Below are 19,457 nucleotides of genomic sequence, written 5' to 3'. Positions count from 1 at the left end.
TCGGTCCTGGCAGCTCTTGAAGGGCTTTTTGGGGCGGCGCGGGGTTTCGTTCTTCAACAGGCCGTGAACGCCTTGTCGCGGATGTCTCCTCGTTTGCATGGACAGACAAGCGCGTGCCGGCTCCCTAGAGTGCCTCGGATGCACCAGTTGCCCCGCTACCCGTTCCGCCGTCCCGCAGAACTCGACGGTGCGCCATCGCCGCGGCGCCCGGTCGTGGTGGTGGGCGGCGGCCTGACCGGGCTCACGCTGGCACTCGACCTGGTGCGGCGCGGCGTCCCGGTGGTGGTGCTGGACGACGACGACACCGTCGGCGTGCGTGGCCTGGCTTCGCGCGGCATCGTCTGGGCGCAACGAACGCTGGACATCTTCGAGCGCCTGGGTGTCGCGCCGCGGATCGTGGCAAAAGGCGTGCGCTGGAACGTGGGGCGCGTGCTGTGCGCCGACAAGCCGGTCACCTCCTTCACGCTGCAGGACCAGCCCGATCTGCGCCACAACGGATTCGCCAACCTGCAGCAGTACTACGTCGAGCAATACCTCGTCGAGGCCTTGCAGGCCGAGCCCCTGGCCGACCTGCGCTGGCGCAATGAAGTCATCGGCCTGAAGGCGCACGACACGCATGTCGACCTGCAGGTGCGCACGCCGGAGGGCGACTATGCATTGCAAGCCGATTGGGTGATCGCCTGCGACGGCGCCTTCAGCCCGTGCTGCAAGCTGCTCGGCCTGGCGCCCCAGGTGTACGACCGCACCGAGGACCACTGGATCATCATCGACGTGTCGCTGCGCGATTGCACCTGGCCCGAGGAGCGCTGGACCTGGCTCGACGCCAGCGCGAACAACGGCCGCGCGGTGTGGCGCCACAAGATGGCGGACGACACCTGGCGGCTCGACTTCCAGCTCAGCGAGGGCGAAGATCCGCGCGACGCCGCCACGCCCGAGGCCATGCGCCGCAGGGTCCGCGCACTGATCGGCGGCGACATCGCCTTCGACGTTGCCTGGTCGGGCGCGTGGGCCTATCGGCACGAATGCCTGGAGTCGATGCGCCATGGCCGCGTGCTGTTCGCGGGCGACGCGGCGCATCTGGTCGCGCCCTTCGGCGCACGCGGCGGCAACGGCGGCGTGCAGGATGCGGACAACCTCGGCTGGAAGCTCGCGCTGGTTGCGGCGCAGGGCGTGGACGCCGACTTGCTCGACAGCTATTCGCAGGAGCGGCGCGCGGCGGCGCTCGAGAACATCCGGCAGGCGCGGCGCTCGTCGCGCTTCGTCTATCCGCGCGGGCTTGAATCCGTGCAGCTCTGGCGCGACGCCATCATGGCCTTGGCGCCCTCGTTGCCATGGGCGGCGCGGTTGATCAACACGGGCAGGTTGTCGGCGCCCGCGGTGTACCGCGGCGATTCGCCCCTGGTCGACAGCGACGGCGGGGCGGCCTTGCCGGACGTGGTGCTGCACCAGGACGGCGCCAGCCTGCATCGACTGCTCGGGCCGTGGTTCACGCTGCTGTGCTTCTCGGACCGTGCGGTGGCCTGCGCTCATCCGCTGGTCAAGGCGGTGGCGGTGGACCCGCATTGCGACGCCGCCGGACGCGCGGCGCTCCAACGCCAGCTCGGCGTGCCGCCCGATGGCGGGCAGGCCTGGCTCATCCGGCCGGACCAGCACATCGCGTCACGCCACGTGCATGAACCCGCTTTCGATCTCGCCCGCGCGCTTGCACCTTGCACGCCCTCCAGCACGGAACCCTCCCATGCCCAGCACCCAGCCACAGCTTGACGACCTCCTCGAATCGCTGATCGCGCTCACGCACGGTATTCCTGCAGAGCAACAGGCCGCCTTGCTCGCGCGCCTCGTGCTGGTGCTGGCATCGAAACTGGACGATGTTTCGGTTGTCGAAGAAGCCATCGCGCAAGTGGCGCAACTGGCGGGCCAGCCGCTGGAACGCACACTTCCTTGAGTGCCCGGCGGGGGCAGCGTCCTAGGCGTTTACCCGGAATCGCGCGACTACGACCGCCCCTGGGAAGGTGGCGCAAATGTGGCATTTCTCGCGCACTTTTCCGAGTGAAAGTCCTCGAATCGGACCGTTCCGAATCAGCAAGGGTGCGCCAATTTTTAGATCGCCCGTTGCGAAAAACGGTGCTTGGCAGCAACGCCGCCGACTTCTTACATTCGCCTCACTGGTGCTCGAAGCCCTCCGTAACGAGCCCCGCCCAGTTGCCGCATTCACCCCGCTTGCACACATCGAAAGGTTTCCGCCATGGCCCACGTTTGCGACCTCCGTCGCCGCAGTCTCCTCAAGAGCTCCCTCGTTGCCGGAGGCCTTTCGGCCGGCGGTTTCCTGTCGATCGATGCCTTCGCGCAGGGCAAGGCAAAGATCAACATGCAACTCGGCTGGATCCCCGGCGTCAACCAGATCGGCGAGGTGGTGGCCAAGCGCCTTGGCTTCTACGAGCAGGAAGGCATCGAGTTCGCCATCCAGCCCGGCGGCCCGAACATCGATGGCGTGGCCATCGTGGCGTCCGGCCGCTATGAAGTGGGCCAGGTTTCCTCCAGCCCCTCCGTGATGCTGGCCGTGTCCCAGGGCCTGCCGATCAAGTGCTTCGCCGTCGGTGCACAGAAGCACCCGTTCACCTTCTTCTCGCTGGCCAAGAATCCGGTGAAGAAGCCGCAGGACCTGGTCGGCAAGAAGGTCGGCATTCCGTCGACCGCGGCCATCCTGCTGCGCGCCCTGCTGGCCAAGAACAAGATCGCTGAGAAGGACGTGACCGTGGTCACCGTCGGCTCCGACATGGCGCCGCTGCTGACGGGGCAGGTCGATGTGGTCACCGGCTGGCTCACCAGCACCACCGCGCTCAAGGCGCTCGGCCCGGGCCGTGTCGACCTGACGCTGTGGGATGCCGGCGTGCAGCTCTACGCGTTGCCGTACTACGCAACTCACGCGACGCTGGAAAAGCAACCCAAGGTCATCGAAGCTTTCCTGCGCGCCACCTCGCGCGGCTGGCATCACGTCAAGGCCAACCGCGACGAAGCCGCCGACCTGTTGATCAAGGAATATCCGAACCTCAAGCGCGAAGACGAGCGCGCCGCCATCGACGTGATGCTCGAGTACGCGCTCGGCGGCATGGCGCAGACCCAGGGCTGGGGCACGATGGACCCGGCGGTCTGGCAATCGCAGATCACGACGTATTCGGAGCTGGGCCAGTTCACCGCCAAGACGCCGAAGCTGGAAGACGTGATCTCGCTGGACGCGCTCAAGGCGACGGCGGCTGCACGGACGAAGGTGGCCTGACGTGTCCGCCGTCATGAACGCCGCACCGGCGATCTCGTGCCGCGACATCGGCATGCGCTTCTTCACCGAGCGCCGCGATGTCACCGCCATCAAGAGCCTGGACCTGGACGTGGCACAGGGCGAGTTCCTGACGCTGCTCGGCCCGTCGGGCTGCGGCAAGTCCACGTTCCTGCGCGTCGTCGCCGACCTGCTGGAACCGAGCCGCGGCAAGATCGAAGTGCTCTCCGGCACGCCGCAAGCCGCCCGCGAAAAGCGCGACATCGGCTTCGTGTTCCAGGATGCCGCCTTGCTGCCCTGGCGCACGGCGTTGCAGAACGTCGAGCTGCCGTTGCAGGTGGGCAAGGGCGCGAGCCGCAAGGGCCGCCGCTCGCCGAAGGAACTGCTCGAACTCGTCGGCCTCAAGGACCGCGCCAACGCCTGGCCGCACGAGATGTCTGGCGGTCAACGCCAGCGCGTCTCCATCGCCCGTGCCTTGGCCAGCGATCCCAAGATCCTGCTGATGGACGAGCCCTTCGGCGCCCTCGACGAGATCACGCGCGACCGGCTCAACGAGGAAATCCGCAAGGTCTGGAAAGAGACAGGCGTGACCATCCTCTTCGTGACGCACAGCATCCACGAGGCCGCCTTCCTCGGCCAGCGCGTGCTGATGCTGGCCGCCAACCCGGGCCGCGTGCGCGAGATCGTGCCCGTCAACCTGCCCGAAGACCGCACGCTCGACATCCGCGAGACGCCGGAATTCGTCCAGCTCACGGCGCACCTGCGTCGCGTGCTGGAAACCTGCTGAGGCCAACCATGACAACCAGTTCCCTCGATACGCCGGTGGCCGTCCTGAACCAGACGCCCGTCGACGCCGAATACCTCAAGTGGGCCGCGGCACGTCGCCGCCGCATGTGGCGCCGCCGCATCCTGCCGGCGCTCGGCATCGGCGGCCTGCTCGCCCTGTGGTGGGCCGTGATCACGATCTTCGAGGTCAAGCCCTTCATCGCGCCATCGCCCTGGGCGGTGGTCGAGACGCTCTATGCCAAGCGCGCGGTGCTGCTCGACAACCTGATCCCCACGGCGCTCGAAGCGGCCGGCGGCTTCCTGCTGGGCAACCTGGCGGCGATCATCATCGCGACCATCTTTGTCCACAACAAGACGCTGCAGGACATCTTCTTCCCGGTCGTGCTGATGTTCAACGCGATCCCGCTGGTGGCCAAGGCTCCCGTGCTGGTGCTGATCATGGGCAACGGCATGGAGCCGAAGATCACGATCGCCGCGCTGGTGTGCTTCTTCCCGACGCTCGTGAACATGGTGCGCGGCCTCGAATCGGTGAATCCGCAGGCGATGGAGCTGATGCGCGTGCTGTCGGCCAGCAAGATGGAAATCTTCTTCCGCCTTCGCCTGCTGAACGCATTGCCGTACCTGTTCTCTGCCTTGCGCATCGCGGCTTCGATGAGCGTGATCGGCGCGGTGGTCGGTGAATGGGTGGGTGCCACGGTCGGCATCGGCGCCATGATCCTGCAAGCCACCTTCAACTTCGATTCGCCGCTGCTCTACGCCGCGATCGTGATGAGTGCGACCTTGTCCGGACTGTTCTTCCTTCTCGTCACCGTGGCCGAGCGACTGATCATTCGCTGGCATCCCGAAGACGCATCGCACTGAACGTGCACAACAGGGCGGCAGCTCAACCAAAACGCGCCGCCCACCTCGACATATCAACTGGAGATTTCTATGAGCCGTATTGGTGATTGGATGCAAGAGCCTGCCCACGACATTCGCGTGGCAGCCGAATCGGACGTGGTCGTTGTCGGTGGCGGCCCCGCTGGCCAGGCCGCGGCACTGGCTGCAGCGCGCAACGGCGCAAGCGTCACGCTGCTGGAGCGCTACAACCACCTGGGTGGCCTCGCATCGGGTGGCATGGTGCTGGTGCTCGACGACATGTGGGACAACCATCAGCAGGAAATTTCCGTGCGCGGCATCTGCATGGAGATGATCGAGCGCATGGCCTCACGCGGCCTGGCCGAGTACCCCAAGCAGCACGAATGGGGCTCGCTGCCGGAGTCCGTGCGCCGCTGGAAGCGCTGGGGTACCTTCGATTTCCACAGCAAGGAAAAGCCGCATCCCATCTGCTTTGCCGCCGCTTTCGATCCGGACGCGTTCAAGCGCGCCTCGCTGGAGATGGTCAATCAGGCCGGCATCAACCTGCGTCTGCACTCGTGGTTCTCGCGCACGCTGGTGGAAGACGGCAAGGTCAAGGGCGTGGTCTGCGAATCCAAGAGTGGCCGTGAAGCCATCCTGGGCAAGGTGGTGATCGATGCCACGGGTGACCTCGACGTGGCCGCATCGGCCGGCGCACCGCACATCAGCGGCGCCTACATCGTGACGACCGTGTTCCGCCTCGGCGGCGTGGATACAGACGAAGCCGAACGCTTCGAGTACGAAGAGCCCGCTGCCTTCCAGGCCATCGACCGCGAGGTCAAGCACATCCTCGGCGGCGCCTGGGACAGTTGGTGGCTCAAGACGCCGCTGCCTGGCGTCGTGTGGTGCAACTGCCCCCACATGGCCGGCCTCGACGGCCTCAAGGTGGCCGACCTGACCCGCGCCGAAGTGCAGGGCCGCAACACCATCCACAAGGTGATCGAGTTCATCCGCAGCAAGCTGCCGGGCTTCAAGAACTGCTTCCTGGTCGACCTGGCGCCACAGACCGGCATCCGCCAGACGCGCCTGCTGGAAGGCGAATACGTCATGTCGAAGGAAGACGTGGCGCAGCGCGTGCGCTTCGAGGACAGCGTGGCCCGTGGTCGCGACTACTACTATCCGTACCGCACGCTGGTGCCGCGCAGCGTCGACAACCTGCTGGTGGCAGGCCGCCACTATTCGTCGACCTCGGCGGCACAGAAGATCTCGCGCGAGATCCCGCCCTGCATGGCCATGGGCGAAGCCGCCGGCGTGGCCGCGGCGCAATCGCTGGACGCGGGCGTGCTGGTGCGCAACGTCGATGTCGCCAAGCTGCAGCGCACGCTGCGTGCGCAAGGCGCGGACCCCGGCGACCAGGTCGGCCCCAACGCCGACGTTCCTGAAATCGCCCGTTCGTTCGCGGAGGTTGCATGACTTCACAAACGCTGCCGCTCGAAGGCATCCGCGTCATCGACTTCACGCAGGTGATGATGGGCCCGGTCTGCACCCAGATGCTGGCCGACCACGGCGCCGACGTGATCAAGGTCGAGCGCAAGGGCGCGGGCGACCTGAGCCGCTCGACCTTCGCGCCGGTCGCCGGACATGACAACCCGATCTTCTGCAGCCTCAACCGCAACAAGCGCAGCGTGGAGATCGACCTGCGCGACCCGGCGCAAGTGGATCTGGTCAAGGCGCTGATCGCCGATGCCGACGTGGTCACCAACAACTTCCGCGCCGGTGTGATGGAACGCCTGGGCCTGGGCTACGAGGATTGCAAGCGCCTCAACCCGCGCATCATCTATGCGGTCGGCACCGGCTTTGGCGAGACCGGCCCCTACGCCCACAAGGGCGGCCAGGACGTGCTGGCGCAGGCGCTCACCGGCGTGATGGCGCGCCGTGCGGACGATTCGATTCCGGTCTCCATCTACCCGACCGCGTTGGCCGACTACACGGCGGGCATGCACATGGTGCAGGGCATCCTGTTCGCGCTGCTGCAGCGCGAGCGCACGGGCGAAGGGCAGAAGATTTCGGTCTCGCTCTTCAACTCCATGCTGGCCATGCAGATGCAGGAGGCCGCGATGATCATGATGGAGGACTCGGAGGTCAACTGGGCCGCCATGCCGCTGTCGGGCACCTTCGAGACGAAGAACGGCCCGCTGGTGCTGGTCGGTGCTTTCAAGCAGCATCCGCTGCGCGACATCTGCACCGCGCTGGAGATCGACGACCTGTCGCTGGATCCGCGCTTTGCCAACCTGCAGGCGCAGTTCCAGCACAAGGCCGAACTGCATGCGATCTTCCGCGAGCGCTTTGCCAGCAACACGCGTGAACACTGGCTGGCTCGCCTGGAAGAACAGGACCTGCTGTCGGCGCCGGTGCGCGACATGCGCGAGGCGCTGGTCGACCCGCAGACGCTGCACAACAAGATGATCCTGGAAGACACCGAACTGTCGGACCGTCCGCTGAAGTTCATCGCCAGCCCGATCCAGATGTCCGGCGCGAGCACCGGCATCCGGCGCGAACCGCCGCGCCTCGGGCAGCACACGGAAGAAGTTCTCGCCGAAGCGCGCGCGCTGGTTGAAGGGGTAGCGCAATGAGTGCGGTGCATGCCATCCCGACAGAGCGGCTTGCCTCGACCAGCGTTCGCTACGAAGTCGCGAACAACGTCGCGACCGTCACCATCGACCGCCCCGACGTGCTCAACGCCGTCGACCTCCCGACCGAGGCCGAGCTGATCCGCATCTGGGAAGACATCGAGAAGCGCAACGACATCCGTGTCGTGGTGCTGACCGGCACGGGCGAGCGTTCCTTCTGTGCCGGCGCTGACCTGAAGAACACCTCCAATCTCAAGGGCGTCGAGTACTGGGCCGCATCGCGTCCGGGCGGCTTCGGCGGCATCGCGCTGCGCGAGACGCTCAACGTGCCGGTGATCGCCAAGGTCAACGGCTTTGCGCTGGGTGGTGGCTTCGAGATGGTGCTGGGCTGCGACCTGGTGATCGCCTGCGAGGAAGCTAGCTTCGGCCTGCCCGAGCCGCTCGTCGGCCGGCTGCCGCTGGACGGCGGGATGCTGCTGCTGCAACGCCAGATTCCCTATCGCCAGGCGATGGGCATGATGCTGACCGGCCAGCGCATCAAGGCCGCGCGTGCCTTGGAGATGGGCCTGATCAACGAGGTCGTCCCGCGTGCCGAACTCGACGCAGCCGTCGACCGCTGGGTGCAACAGTTGCTCGCCTGCGCACCGCTGTCGCTCAAGGCGATCAAGCAGGTGGTGCGCCAGACGGCCCAGCTCTCGCCCACGCAGGCCCACGGCATGCGCCTGCCCGCGCTGGTCGATGCCTTGCAGTCCGAAGACTCGAACGAAGGCGTGCTCGCGTTCCAGCAGAAGCGCAAGCCGGTCTGGAAGGGCCGCTGAGCCTTCACAAGAAGTCCACGCCATGGCACACGTCATCACCACGGCCTGCATCGACTGCAAGGACGGCGCCTGCGTGCCCGTCTGCCCGGTCGATTGCATCTACGAAGGCGCGCGCACTCTGTACATTCACCCCGATGAATGCATTGACTGCGGTATTTGCGTATCGGCCTGCCCGGTGCAGGCCATCTATGAAGAGTTTCGGGTACCGCCCGAACTGGCCCACTTCACGGCGATCAACCGCGAGTTCTTCGACAAGGATGTCAGCGGGTTGGGTTCGCCGGGTGGGGCCGAAGGCCGCCGCATCGCCTGCGACCACGCCGCCATTGCGCGCGAAATTCCCATCGCCCGGGCTGCCTGAGGGCGCAGGTTCGGGGAAGGCGGCCTGATGCACGCCAGCGTCCTCAAGTACTTCATCGAAGTGGCGAGTTGCGGCTCGGTGCGCAAGGCGTCGGAGCGGCTTTTCGTGGCCGCCAGCGCGGTCAACCGGCAGATCCACAAGCTGGAAGATGAACTCGGCGTCGAACTCTTCGACCGCCTGCCGACCGGCCTGCGCCTCAACCCCGCTGGCGAGCGCCTGCTCAAGCATGCGCAGGAAACGCTGCACCAGTTCCAGGTCATGCGCACCGAGCTCGATGCGCTCAAGGGCGAGCGCACCGGGCACGTCAAGGTCGCGGCGATGGACTCCTTCTTCGAGGAGTTGCTGCCGTCGGCCGTCGAGGAGTTCCTGCAGATCTTCCCGGCCGTCACGTACACCATCACCTCGATCCAGCCGATGGAGGTGGCGCAACTGGTGATGACCGGGCAGGCCGACGTGGGTCTGGCTTTCGTGGGCCGGGTGCCCGGTGGCGTCAAGGTCATGAGCAAGGCCAGGCTGCCGATCGGCATCGTGCTGCCGCCTGGCCATCCGCTGGCCGATCACGCGAGCGTGAGCCTCAAGGACTGCGCCCACTATCCCTTCCTGCGCTCCAGTTCGCACCCCGTCATCAGCGCGGCGCTGTCACCCGAGTTCGCCGCCTTCTGGGACGACATGGAGCCGGCCGCCACCTGCAACTCCACGCCGCTGCTCAAGCGGCTGATCATGGGTGGCAAGGGCATTTCCTGCTTCTCGAAGATCGCCTTCATCGAGGAACTGAAGCGCGGTGAACTGCTGTGGCGGCCCTTCGAATTGCCGGCGCTCAACGAGTTGCAGGTCGGCATCCTCGTGCCGACGCAACGCGTGCTGCCGCACGTCACGCAGAACTTCGTCGGACGCATGGCGCGGCGGCTGATGCAGCTCGAGGCCACAGCCGCTGCACTGTGACGTTCAGTCTTTCTCCGGCATCGTGGACGAGTGGTGGCTCGTGATGAGCCACTGCTTGCCCGTCCATCGGTACGTGAACGTGTAGCGCGCCTTCACCTGCGACCCGTCGCCGAACTTGAAGGTATACAGGCCGGCGTCGATCGCGCTGTTGCAATCGATCTCGATCCTGCGGCTGTCGATGGTGCCCACCGGCTTGCGCGGGAGGAAGTGCTCGAAGTAATCGAGCTTCTCCTCCGCGTTCAGGCGCGGCTTGTTGGAGACCGTGGGCAACAGGATCGACTTCGGGGCATAGTTCGCCACGACCTTCTTGGGGTCGCCGGTCTGCAAGGATGCATTCCAGCGGTCGAACAGTGCGGCTATCTGCTTGTCGGAGGTCGCATGGCAGACCTCGGATTTCGCATGGGCCAGGGAAGCTGCCGCCATCGAAAGAGCGGCAACGGACGCGAAGCGCAAGAATTGCATGACGCCTCCTACCCGTTGGGGGTGTGGGGCCGCGATCCTAGGCGGCTTTGGTGGAATTGTCCAAGAAATGATTCCGCTGACGAGAATTCGTCAGGAGCCTTGTGCTCACAGCAGCCGCTTGAACGTCTTCTTCCGCCACACCAGGCGGTAGTAGGCCGTCTGCAACACCAGCATCGCCACGAACGCCGCCGGGTACGCGACCCAGATCCCGTTCAAGCCGATCCGGTGGCTCATGAACACCGCCACCGGCACCTCCACCAGCGCGATGCAGAAGATCGCGATGCCGGTCGGCACCAGCACCGATCCGCTGGCCCGCATGATCCCCGACAGCACCGAGGCCATGCCGAAGATGATGCTGCCCCACAGCATGATGTGCAGCAGGGTCTGGGCCAGTTCGATCACCGGCTCGCTGGTGATGAACAGCGCCATCAGGTGGCGCGAGAACAGGTAGCCGATCACCACCAGCGAACCCGTCAGCACCAGGTTCATCAGCAAGCCGGTGCGCGCGATGGCGCCAAGCTTGTCGGAACGTCCCGCGCCGATCGCCTGCGCGCCGAGGATCGAGGAGGTGATCGCGATCGAGATGGCCGGGAACTGGACGTACGCCACCACCTGGTTGACCGCGCCGTAGGCCGCCGTGGCGCTGGAGCCATAGGCGTTGACGAGCGACAACAGGGCGACTTCGGCCAGCGAGATCACGATCATCTGCACGCCGGTCGGCACGCCGACTTTCAGCACCGTCTTGAGCACCTTCGGATTGATGCGCATGTGCCGGGCGAATTCGGCGTCGGGCGCCAGCGGACTCTTCTTGGAGCGGAGGCGAAACGCCAGCCAGATCGTCGACACCACGAAGGAAACCACCGTGGCCGCCGCACCGCTGGCCACGCCGAGCTTCGGCAGCCCGCCCCAGCCGAGGATCAGCGCGGGCGTCAGCACCAGGCCGATGCAGGTCGACACCAGCAGCGTGAACAGCGGCGTCACCGTGTCGCCGACGCCGCGCAGCATCGCCGTCGACAGCAGGAACACGAACAACCCCGGCATCGCGATCAACATGATGCGGGCATAGCGGGTCGCCTCGGGCAGGATGTCCGCCGGCGTGCCGAGTGCCTCCAGCAGGTGCGTGGTGAACGCGCCGCCGAACACCGCGATGAGCAGCCCGAAGGCGATGCCCACCGACAAGGTGGTGCCTGCCACCGTCTTGACCTTGTCCGTGTCCCGCGCGCCCCAGGCCTGGCCGATCAGCACCGACGCGCCCGCGCCCAGGCCGATGGTGAAGGCGATGAAGAAGAACATCACCGGGAAGAAGCTCGACACCGCGGCCATCGCCCCAACGCCGATCAACTGCCCCACGTAGATGTTATTGAGCGTGCCCGACAGCGACTGCAGGATGTTGCTGAGCAGCATCGGCGCGAGGAAGGCCGCGAAGATTTTCCAGAGCGGCTTGCCCTCGACATAGCCGCGTCCACGCGGCGTCGCGGCGGGCGGCGACACGGGCGCCGGCACCGGATCGACCACGGCGGCGGGTGGCGCCGCGATCTCGCCGGCGATGCGCACATCGTCGGGCTCCAGTTCATCGCGCCGGTTCATGCGGCAACCCAGGCGTTGGCAGAAAGTTGCGCGAGATGGGCCTTGACGTCGACGGGCCAGCCGGCGACGAGCGCCTCGAAGCGCGCCTGTTCTCCGGCAAACAGGGCGCGGCTGGCCTCCTCGAAATCAGGCAAGTGCCCGGCGATGGCGCTCATGAAGCGGTAGGTGGCTTCGCGCGAGGCGCGTACCGCGTCGCGGCCGACGTGAATCCGGCGCGCGTCTTCCACCAGCTTGCGCAGCGCGACCGAGGCGCCGCCCGGCTGGCGGTTGAGCCAGTCCCAGTGGCGGGGTAGCAGCGTGACCTCGCGTGCCACGACGCCCAGCTTCGGACGGCCGACGGTGCGGGGCGCTGGCTCCGGTGAGGCGCTTGGCTGGCCGGCGTCCGGCCGAAGGTCGAGATCGATCGACTCGCCGGTGGAGTCGTCGAAGACGAACACCGGTTCGCTGTCAGCGCGGCGTCGCAACTGCGCGATGACTTCGGTGCGTGGTCCTGTCGCGATGCGTTGGAATCCGGCGAAAACGGTCAGCGAGTCAGAGGCGGGTCCTGTTTCGGAATACGTCATTTTGTTTTTATCCGGGTGAAATCGAGATTCTATATTACCCGGATGAAATGGACGAGCGCTCTTACTGCCGCCCAGCTTCGAGTCCAGCGGCAGCCGGCGCGCCAGCGAATTCAATCCGTCCCGTGCCGCAGTGCGTGCCACCAGCGCCGCATGTCGCGCTTGAATGCGTGCACGGCACGCCACGTGGCACTGCCGCGGACCTGCAACAGCACGCGGTCCTTCCACGCCTTCCAGCGCGGATACCACTTTGCGAACTGCGGCAGTTGCATCAGCGCCGGCAGCGTGAGCTGGAACAGGCGCGCGACGATGGCCGTGCCCGCGATCTTGGCGCCGATCAGCAGGACGACGCCGGTCTTGAAGTGCCCCAGCCCGAAGAAATAGAGCGCCATCAGCTTCACGGGAAACAGCGTGACCATCGGCACGAGCAGCACCACCAGGGCACCCCACGGCGGCAAAGCGCTGACCTTGTGTTCCAGCCGCGCCCAGAGCGGCAGCCGGCCCAAGCGAGCGGCCAGCGCGGCCAACGGCGCCCAACCCCATTCCTCGAACAGCAACACCGGCACCAGCAGGGCCGTGACGATGGCGCGCAATACGCTTCGTCGCGCTGGGCGGGGAGGGGTGTTCATCGAGGGCAGCATAGCCCTGTAAGCCGACGGATTTACCTCCCTCGTTGCGCGAGCCCGTGTGGCAAACTTCTGCGCTTTATCCGCGCTGCCCCCTGCGGCGCCCGCCGGAGACTCGGTTCAGACATGCAGAAAATCATTCGCCAGCTTGCGGCAGAAATCAAAGTCGGCGAGCACCAGGTCAAGGCCGCCATCGACCTGCTCGACGGCGGCGCCACGGTTCCCTTCATCGCCCGCTACCGCAAGGAGGCCACCGACGGTCTGGACGACATACAACTGCGCGAACTCGAAGCGCGCCTCAGCTACCTGCGCGAACTGGAAGATCGACGTGCTGCCGTGCTCAAGAGCATCGAGGACCAGGGAAAGCTCACGCCCGAACTGCGCGCGGCCATCGAATTCGCGCCGACCAAGCAGGAGCTGGAAGACCTCTACCTGCCCTACAAGCCCAAGCGCCGGACCAAGGGCCAGATGGCGCGCGAGGCCGGCATCGAACCGCTGGCCGACAAGCTCTTCGCCAATCCCACGCTCAACCCGCAGGAGGAGGCCGTGGCTTTCGTCAAGCCGGCCGCAGACGGGCTCGACTTTTCCACGGTGCAACTGGTGCTGGACGGCGTGCGCGACATCCTCGCCGAGCGCTGGGCCGAAGACGCGGTGCTGGTGCAGTCGCTGCGCCAATGGCTGTGGAGCGAAGGCCTCTTCAAGTCGTCGTTGATGGCGGGCAAGGACGAGAACAACGCCGACGTTTCCAAGTTCCGCGACTACTTCGACTACGACGAACCCATCGGCCGCGTGCCCTCGCACCGCGCGCTGGCCGTGTTCCGCGGCCGCACGCTGGAGATCCTCGATGCCAAGCTGGTGTTACCGGTCGAGCCCGAACCGGGCAAGCCGTCGATCGCCGAAGGCAAGATCGCGCTGCACCTGGGCTGGAGCCATGCGAGCCGCGCGTCCGATGACCTGATCCGCAAGGCCGTGGCCTGGACTTGGCGCGTGAAGCTGTCCCTCTCGACCGAGCGCGACCTGTTCACCCGCCTGCGCGAAGAAGCCGAGAAGGTCGCGATCAAGGTCTTTGCCGACAACCTGCGCGACTTGCTCCTGGCAGCGCCGGCGGGCCCGCGCGTCGTGCTCGGTCTGGACCCCGGCATCCGCACCGGCGTGAAGGTTGCGGTGGTCGACGCCACCGGCAAGCTGGTCGAAACGTCCACCGTGTTCCCCCACGAGCCGCGCAAGGACTGGGAAGGTTCGCTGCACACGCTCGGCAAGTTGTGCGCGAAGCACGGTGTGAACCTGATCGCCATCGGCAACGGCACCGCCAGCCGCGAGACCGACAAGCTCGCCGCCGACCTCATCAAGCTGCTTGGCAAGATGGCCGCGCAAGCCGGCGCGCCGGCCATGACCATCGACAAGGTGGTCGTCAGTGAAGCCGGCGCCTCCGTCTACTCTGCGAGCGAATTCGCATCGCAGGAAATGCCCGATGTCGACGTGAGCCTGCGCGGCGCTGCGAGCATCGCGCGCCGCCTGCAGGACCCATTGGCCGAACTCGTGAAGATCGACCCCAAGAGCATCGGCGTCGGCCAGTACCAGCATGACGTGAACCAGAGCGAGCTCACGCGCACGCTGCATGCGGTGGTGGAAGACTGCGTGAACTCCGTGGGTGTGGACCTCAATACGGCCAGCGTGCCGCTGCTGAGCCGCGTATCGGGCCTGTCAGCCAGCGTAGCGAAGTCTGTCGTTCGATGGCGCGAAGCGAATGGCGCCTTTGTCACGCGCAAGCAATTGCTCGAAGTCACGGGTTTCGGCCCCAAGGCCTTCGAGCAGAGCGCCGGCTTCCTGCGCGTGCGCGGCGGCAGCAACCCGCTCGACATCACCGGCGTGCACCCGGAAACCTATCCGCTGGTCGAGCAGATCATGGTCAAGACCGGCAAGCCGATCACCGAGCTGATGGGCCGCGCCGAGATGCTCAAGACGTTGAAGCCCGAGCTCTTCGCCAACGAGAAGTTCGGTGTCATCACGGTCAAGGACATCCTCGGCGAACTGGAGAAGCCCGGCCGCGACCCGCGCCCCGACTTCAAGGTCGCGCGCTTCAACGACGGCGTGGAAGACATCAAGGACCTGGTCGAAGGCATGGTCCTCGAAGGCACGGTCAGCAACGTCGCGCAGTTCGGCGCCTTCATCGACCTGGGCGTGCACCAGGACGGCCTGGTCCATGTGAGCCAGCTCTCGCACAAGTTCGTCAACGATGCGCGCGAGGTCGTGAAGACCGGCGACATCGTCAGGGTCAAGGTGATGGAGGTGGACGTGGCGCGCAAGCGCATCGGCTTGTCGATGAAGCTCGACGCTGCACCGCCGCGCCGCGACGGTCCGCGGGACAACCGCTTCGAAGGCGCCAGCCGCGGCCAGCAGCAGGGTCCACGCCGCGACAGCACGCCGCAGCCATCCAGCCAGATGGCCAACGCCTTCGCCAAGCTGCAGGGACTGCGCAAGTAGGTGGCTCACGCAGGTGACTTGATGCGCGTGACGGCGGCACGCGTTGGTGCGTGTGCTGCAGGCGCACGGATATTGCTTGAACGCCCTGCATGAAAGCGCTGCGAATTCATGCCGGCCCACTCGCACGCGAGCACATTGCCCGGCACGGGTTGCTTCCGCAACACGTGCGCACCATCCCCGGCGCGGCTGGCGGGCCAAAAGGCCTGATCCTCGGGCCGCTGGACCGCTTCACGTTCGGCGAATGGTTGCCGCGGTCGAACCAGCCCGTCGATCTGGTGGGGGCCTCCATCGGAGCGTGGCGCCTGGCGAATGCGTGCCTCGACGACGTGACCACCGCCCTGGAACAGTTCGAGCACGGCTACATCCACCAGCACTTCGACGTACCGGAGGGACAGAAGCGCCTGACGGCGCAGCAGGTGAGCCGTCAATTCGGCAATGACTTGCGCGGGTTCTTCGCGGGTCGCGTGGCCGAGGTCACGCACCATTCGCGGTTCAGGCTGCACGTCATCACGTCGCGAGGACGCCATATCCTGGGTCGCGAAGGGCCTGCGCGAACGCCGGTGGGATACCTCGGTGCCTTCGTCACCAACAGCGTGCATCGCCGCAGCCTCGGCGCATGGCTGGAGCGTGTGGTGTTCTCGAGTCCCGGCGCGGCGTTGCCTTTTGCCACCCGCGATTTCCGCACACGCCAGGTGGCGCTGGACGAAGCCAATTTCGCGCCGGCGCTGCAGGCTTCATGCTCCATCCCCTTCATGCTCGAAGCCGTACACGACATCCCCGGTGCGCCGCCCGGCGCTTACTGGGACGGTGGTATCACTGACTATCACCTGCATCTGAACTACAGCAACGACGATGGCCTCGTGCTGTATCCGCATTTCCAGAAGGCCGTGGTGCCCGGCTGGCTCGACAAGGGCCTGAAGTGGCGGCACAAATCGACACACTTTCTCGACCGCATGGTGTTGCTCGCGCCCGACACGGATTGGGTCAAGACGTTGCCGAACGGCAAGTTGCCCGACCGCAATGACTTCCTGCGCTATGGCAACGATATGCAGGGCAGGGTGGCGGCCTGGCGCAAGGCGGCGGCCGAGGCGCACCGGCTTGCGGACGAATGGCAGGAGTGGCTGGCGCGGCCCGACCTGGGCCAGGTCGGCGCGCTGTAGTCACTTGAAGCAACCGCGCACAGAGGGCTTTGCAGTCAAGCGCAGAACAAGACAGAGCAGCGCGAGAACTGCCTGTTCGTGGGCACCCGCGGAACCGGATTGCCGGGCCGCCGGGTGCGTCGCCTTGAGGGGGGAAGCGTCGCAGGCGCTTCGGGGTTGGGCCAACCTTCCCGCGGAACCGGGTGGTTTTCCGGGCCGCTGGGTGCGCCGGCTTGACGGGCTGAGGGCAGCGGCTCCAAGCCCTGCCTGCGCAGGCTGTAGGCTTGGACGGCTCGCAAGAGCAGCCGCCGCTGGCGGCCGCCCCCGGCGCCGCAGGCGCATTCGGGGGTGGGTCTATTCAATCCTTGTTGAGTGAGCGATTGATACGCAGCGCCAACAGCGTGCACACCACGCCGGAGAGCAGGTAGCCGCTCAAGGCGACCAGGCCGAAGTGGGAGGACAGGCCGATGGCCACCAGCGGCGCAAATGCCGCACCAATCAGCCATGCGAGATCGGACGTGAGCGCGGCGCCGGTATAGCGGTATTTGGCCTCGAGGTTGCCGGTTGCCGCGCCCGCGGACTGGCCGTAGGACAGGCCCAGTAGCGCAAATCCGACCAGGATGAAAATGTTCTGGTGAATGACTTGCCCGCCGAGCATCAGCGGCGAAAGCGCCGCGAAGACGCCGATCAACGCGGCCATGATGCCCAGCGTGCTGCGGCGGCCAATCCGGTCGGCAATCCAGCCGGAAGCCATCACACCGAACAACGCCAGTACGCCACCGAAGATCTGCACTATCAGGATGTCATCGATGGCCTGGGCCGAATGCACGATGAGCCAGGACAGCGGAAACACCGTCACAAGATGGAACAGGGCATAGCTGGCGAGCGCAGCAAAAGCGCCGATCACGACACTGCCGCCACTGGTGTCCAGCAATTCACTGACCTTCTCGACGGGGTGCAATTGATACTTGTCGAGCAACTGTTCGTACTCTTCGGTCACCACGATCCGCAGACGCGCGAAGAGTGCCACCACGTTGATCGTGAATGCGACGTAGAACGGATAGCGCCAACCCCAATCCATGAAATCCGCCGGCGTCAATTCGGTGTAGAGGTAGAGGAACAGGCCTGCAGCGATGATGAAGCCAATAGGCGCACCGAGCTGCGGAATCATGGCGTACCAGCCGTGGCGCTTCGGAGGAGCATGGAGAGCGAGCAGCGACGGCAGGCCATCCCACGAGCCGCCCAGACCGAAGCCTTGGAAGCAACGCAAGACCGACAGCAACACAATCGCCCAAGGCCCGATGCTTTCATAGCCCGGCAGGAAGGCAATGCCCGCTGTGGCAAATCCAAGCATGAAGAGCGCCGACGTCAGCTTGACGCCGCGGCCCCACCGGCGTTCTATGTTGAAGAAGACGATGGTGCCGATGGGCCGCGCAATGAATGCGAGGGCGAACACCACGAACGAATACAAGGTGCCTTCCAGCGGTTCCTCGAACGGGAAGAACACTCCCGGGAACACCAGCACCGAGGCGATGCCGTAGACAAAATAGTCAAAATACTCCGAGGCTCGCCCGACAATCACGCCGACGGCGATCTCGCTGGGAGCAACGCCGGAATGTCCGGAATTGAGCTTGCTGACGTCGCGCTCCATGCCACGGGGCGACAAGTCATTTTGTTGTTGGCTGATGCTGGACATCGTGCTCGCTTGTGATTAGGGTGTGGTCACACAAATACGGAGGGTCGCATTGCTTGATAAATCTTGCCATAGGACAAAACGTCCAATGCATCTTGCGCCAGACATAGGACAAAACGTCCAATGCCCTTCGCCCTCCGTTGGACTTAGATTCTGCTCGTTCCCGCCCACGCTTACCACCCTCCCGCACGGCATGTCTTCACTCAAGTACCTTCGTGGTCTCTTTCTGCTCCCGGCAGCCGCCTTGCTGGCGGGTTGCGACTGGGTGACGATGAGCCCCTCTGGCGACATCGCACTGCAGCAGCGAGATCTCATCATCGTTTCGACCTTGCTGATGCTCGTGATCATCATTCCGGTGATCGTGCTGACGCTGGTCTTCGCATACCGCTATCGCGCGTCCAACGAGGAAGCCGATTACCGGCCCGACTGGGATCATTCCTCCCAGCTTGAACTGCTGATCTGGGCGGCGCCGCTGCTGATCATCATTGCCCTGGGCGCCGTCACCTGGATCAGCACCCACACGCTCGATCCCTACCGCGAACTCAAGCGCCTGGACAAGAAGCGCGGGATCGCACCCAGTGTGGCGCCGCTGGTTGTCGAGGTGGTTGCGCTCGACTGGAAGTGGCTGTTCATCTATCCGGAGCAGGGCATCGCACTGGTCAATGAAGTGGCGGCGCCAGTCGACCGGCCCATCCAGTTCAAGATCACGGCTTCCGGCGTCATGAATTCGTTCTTCATTCCCGCACTGGCCGGCCAGATCTACGCCATGCCGGGCATGCAGACCCAACTCCATGCCGTCATCAACAAGCCCGGCGAGTTCGAAGGCTTCTCCGCCAACTTCAGCGGGCATGGCTTCTCGCACATGAAGTTCAAGTTCCATGGCCTGGCTGCGGATGGTTTCGATGCCTGGGTGCAGAAGGCCAAGGACGGCGGGGGCACCCTCGACAGGGCGGGCTACCTTGAACTCGAAAAGCCCAGCGAGGCAGTGCCGGTGAAGCGTTATGCCACCGTGGCGCCCGACCTCTATGGCGCCATCCTCAATCGCTGCGTCGAAGCCGGCAAGATGTGCATCAAGGACATGATGGCCATCGACAACAGCGGCGGACTCGGCAAGCCGAGTGCCTATAACGTGACCTCGGTGCCGGCCTCGCCTGACGGCAAGCCGGCTCGCACCTTCGTCGCCGCCATGTGCAGCATCAACGATCCGACAGATCCCCTCGTGTCGAACGCATCTCCCCGCACCAACTGATCAGGCGTCCGC

18 protein-coding genes are annotated in these 19,457 nt (G+C 65.5%); 13 read left to right on the top strand and 5 right to left on the bottom strand.

Annotated elements, in window-relative coordinates; genetic code table 11:
• Window positions 1-138 precede the first annotated feature (138 nt).
• The 10 genes from WKW82_RS30215 (at window position 139) to WKW82_RS30170 (ending at window position 9,645) form a co-directional block, all read left to right on the top strand.
• Window positions 139-1,764: an FAD-dependent oxidoreductase gene (locus WKW82_RS30215; RefSeq protein WP_340346441.1), complete on the top strand. Its 1,626-nt coding sequence runs from the start codon at window positions 139-141 to the stop codon at window positions 1,762-1,764.
• Entirely contained in the window at window positions 1,739-1,945 is a 207-nt protein-coding gene (locus tag WKW82_RS30210; protein ID WP_340346440.1) for a DUF2783 domain-containing protein, read from the top strand. The genes WKW82_RS30215 and WKW82_RS30210 overlap by 26 nt, the downstream gene beginning before the upstream one ends.
• Window positions 1,946-2,245: 300 nt before the next feature.
• On the top strand, window positions 2,246-3,277 hold the full coding sequence (locus tag WKW82_RS30205; RefSeq protein WP_340346438.1) for an ABC transporter substrate-binding protein: 1,032 nt from the start codon (window positions 2,246-2,248) through the stop codon (window positions 3,275-3,277).
• Between the two features lies 1 nt (window position 3,278).
• A complete protein-coding gene (locus WKW82_RS30200; protein ID WP_340346436.1) occupies window positions 3,279-4,061 on the top strand; it encodes an ABC transporter ATP-binding protein in 783 nt (260 codons plus the stop codon).
• A gap of 8 nt (window positions 4,062-4,069) precedes the next feature.
• Complete coding sequence (locus WKW82_RS30195) at window positions 4,070-4,921, top strand: ABC transporter permease (protein ID WP_340346434.1); 852 nt, start codon at window positions 4,070-4,072, stop codon at window positions 4,919-4,921.
• 69 nt (window positions 4,922-4,990) lie between these two features.
• Complete coding sequence (locus tag WKW82_RS30190) at window positions 4,991-6,370, top strand: FAD-dependent oxidoreductase (protein ID WP_340346432.1); 1,380 nt, start codon at window positions 4,991-4,993, stop codon at window positions 6,368-6,370.
• Window positions 6,367-7,530, top strand: coding sequence for a CaiB/BaiF CoA transferase family protein (locus tag WKW82_RS30185; protein WP_340346431.1), 1,164 nt, complete (start codon window positions 6,367-6,369; stop codon window positions 7,528-7,530). The genes WKW82_RS30190 and WKW82_RS30185 overlap by 4 nt, the downstream gene beginning before the upstream one ends.
• A complete protein-coding gene (locus tag WKW82_RS30180) occupies window positions 7,527-8,345 on the top strand; it encodes an enoyl-CoA hydratase-related protein (protein ID WP_340346430.1) in 819 nt (272 codons plus the stop codon). The genes WKW82_RS30185 and WKW82_RS30180 overlap by 4 nt, the downstream gene beginning before the upstream one ends.
• A 22-nt stretch (window positions 8,346-8,367) precedes the next feature.
• Entirely contained in the window at window positions 8,368-8,703 is a 336-nt protein-coding gene (locus WKW82_RS30175) for a 4Fe-4S dicluster domain-containing protein (protein WP_340346429.1), read from the top strand.
• A 27-nt stretch (window positions 8,704-8,730) separates the two neighbouring features.
• Window positions 8,731-9,645, top strand: a complete 915-nt coding sequence (locus tag WKW82_RS30170; RefSeq protein WP_340346427.1) for a LysR family transcriptional regulator — start codon at window positions 8,731-8,733, stop codon at window positions 9,643-9,645.
• A gap of 3 nt (window positions 9,646-9,648) precedes the next feature.
• On the opposite strand, the gene WKW82_RS30165 is transcribed toward WKW82_RS30170, so the two are convergent.
• The 4 genes from WKW82_RS30165 to WKW82_RS30150 form a co-directional block, all read right to left on the bottom strand.
• On the bottom strand, window positions 9,649-10,068 hold the full coding sequence (locus WKW82_RS30165; protein WP_340346506.1) for an SgcJ/EcaC family oxidoreductase: 420 nt from the start codon (window positions 10,066-10,068) through the stop codon (window positions 9,649-9,651).
• A 144-nt stretch (window positions 10,069-10,212) separates the two neighbouring features.
• Window positions 10,213-11,511 carry an MATE family efflux transporter gene (locus WKW82_RS30160; protein ID WP_340346505.1) on the bottom strand — a complete coding sequence of 433 codons (1,299 nt, stop codon included), beginning with the start codon at window positions 11,509-11,511 and terminating at the stop codon, window positions 10,213-10,215.
• Between the two features lie 179 nt (window positions 11,512-11,690).
• Window positions 11,691-12,257: a DUF2239 family protein gene (locus WKW82_RS30155; protein ID WP_340346504.1), complete on the bottom strand. Its 567-nt coding sequence runs from the start codon at window positions 12,255-12,257 to the stop codon at window positions 11,691-11,693.
• A 110-nt stretch (window positions 12,258-12,367) separates the two neighbouring features.
• Window positions 12,368-12,883 (bottom strand): hypothetical protein, encoded by a 516-nt coding sequence (locus WKW82_RS30150; RefSeq protein ID WP_340346426.1) that lies wholly within the window; start codon window positions 12,881-12,883, stop codon window positions 12,368-12,370.
• A gap of 123 nt (window positions 12,884-13,006) precedes the next feature.
• On the opposite strand from WKW82_RS30150, the gene WKW82_RS30145 reads away from it, so the two are divergent.
• On the top strand, window positions 13,007-15,364 hold the full coding sequence (locus tag WKW82_RS30145; protein WP_340346425.1) for a Tex family protein: 2,358 nt from the start codon (window positions 13,007-13,009) through the stop codon (window positions 15,362-15,364).
• Window positions 15,365-15,453: 89 nt separating this feature from the next.
• Window positions 15,454-16,524 (top strand): phospholipase, encoded by a 1,071-nt coding sequence (locus WKW82_RS30140; RefSeq protein WP_340346424.1) that lies wholly within the window; start codon window positions 15,454-15,456, stop codon window positions 16,522-16,524.
• 337 nt (window positions 16,525-16,861) lie between these two features.
• Here WKW82_RS30140 and WKW82_RS30135 read toward each other — a convergent pair whose 3' ends face one another.
• The gene (locus WKW82_RS30135; protein WP_340346502.1) at window positions 16,862-18,154 is read right to left on the bottom strand and encodes an MFS transporter; all 1,293 of its coding nucleotides are present in this window, start codon (window positions 18,152-18,154) and stop codon (window positions 16,862-16,864) included.
• Window positions 18,155-18,389: 235 nt separating this feature from the next.
• Between WKW82_RS30135 and cyoA the strand changes: the two genes are divergently transcribed.
• Window positions 18,390-19,445, top strand: coding sequence for a ubiquinol oxidase subunit II (gene cyoA / locus WKW82_RS30130; protein WP_340346423.1), 1,056 nt, complete (start codon window positions 18,390-18,392; stop codon window positions 19,443-19,445).
• Window positions 19,446-19,457: the final 12 nt, after the last annotated feature.

The sequence above is a fragment of the Variovorax rhizosphaerae genome (assembly GCF_037889975.1).
Classification (GTDB): domain Bacteria; phylum Pseudomonadota; class Gammaproteobacteria; order Burkholderiales; family Burkholderiaceae_C; genus Variovorax; species Variovorax rhizosphaerae.
Note: the sequence above shows the minus strand (reverse complement) of the source record. Positions and strands in the feature narration are given on the sequence as shown.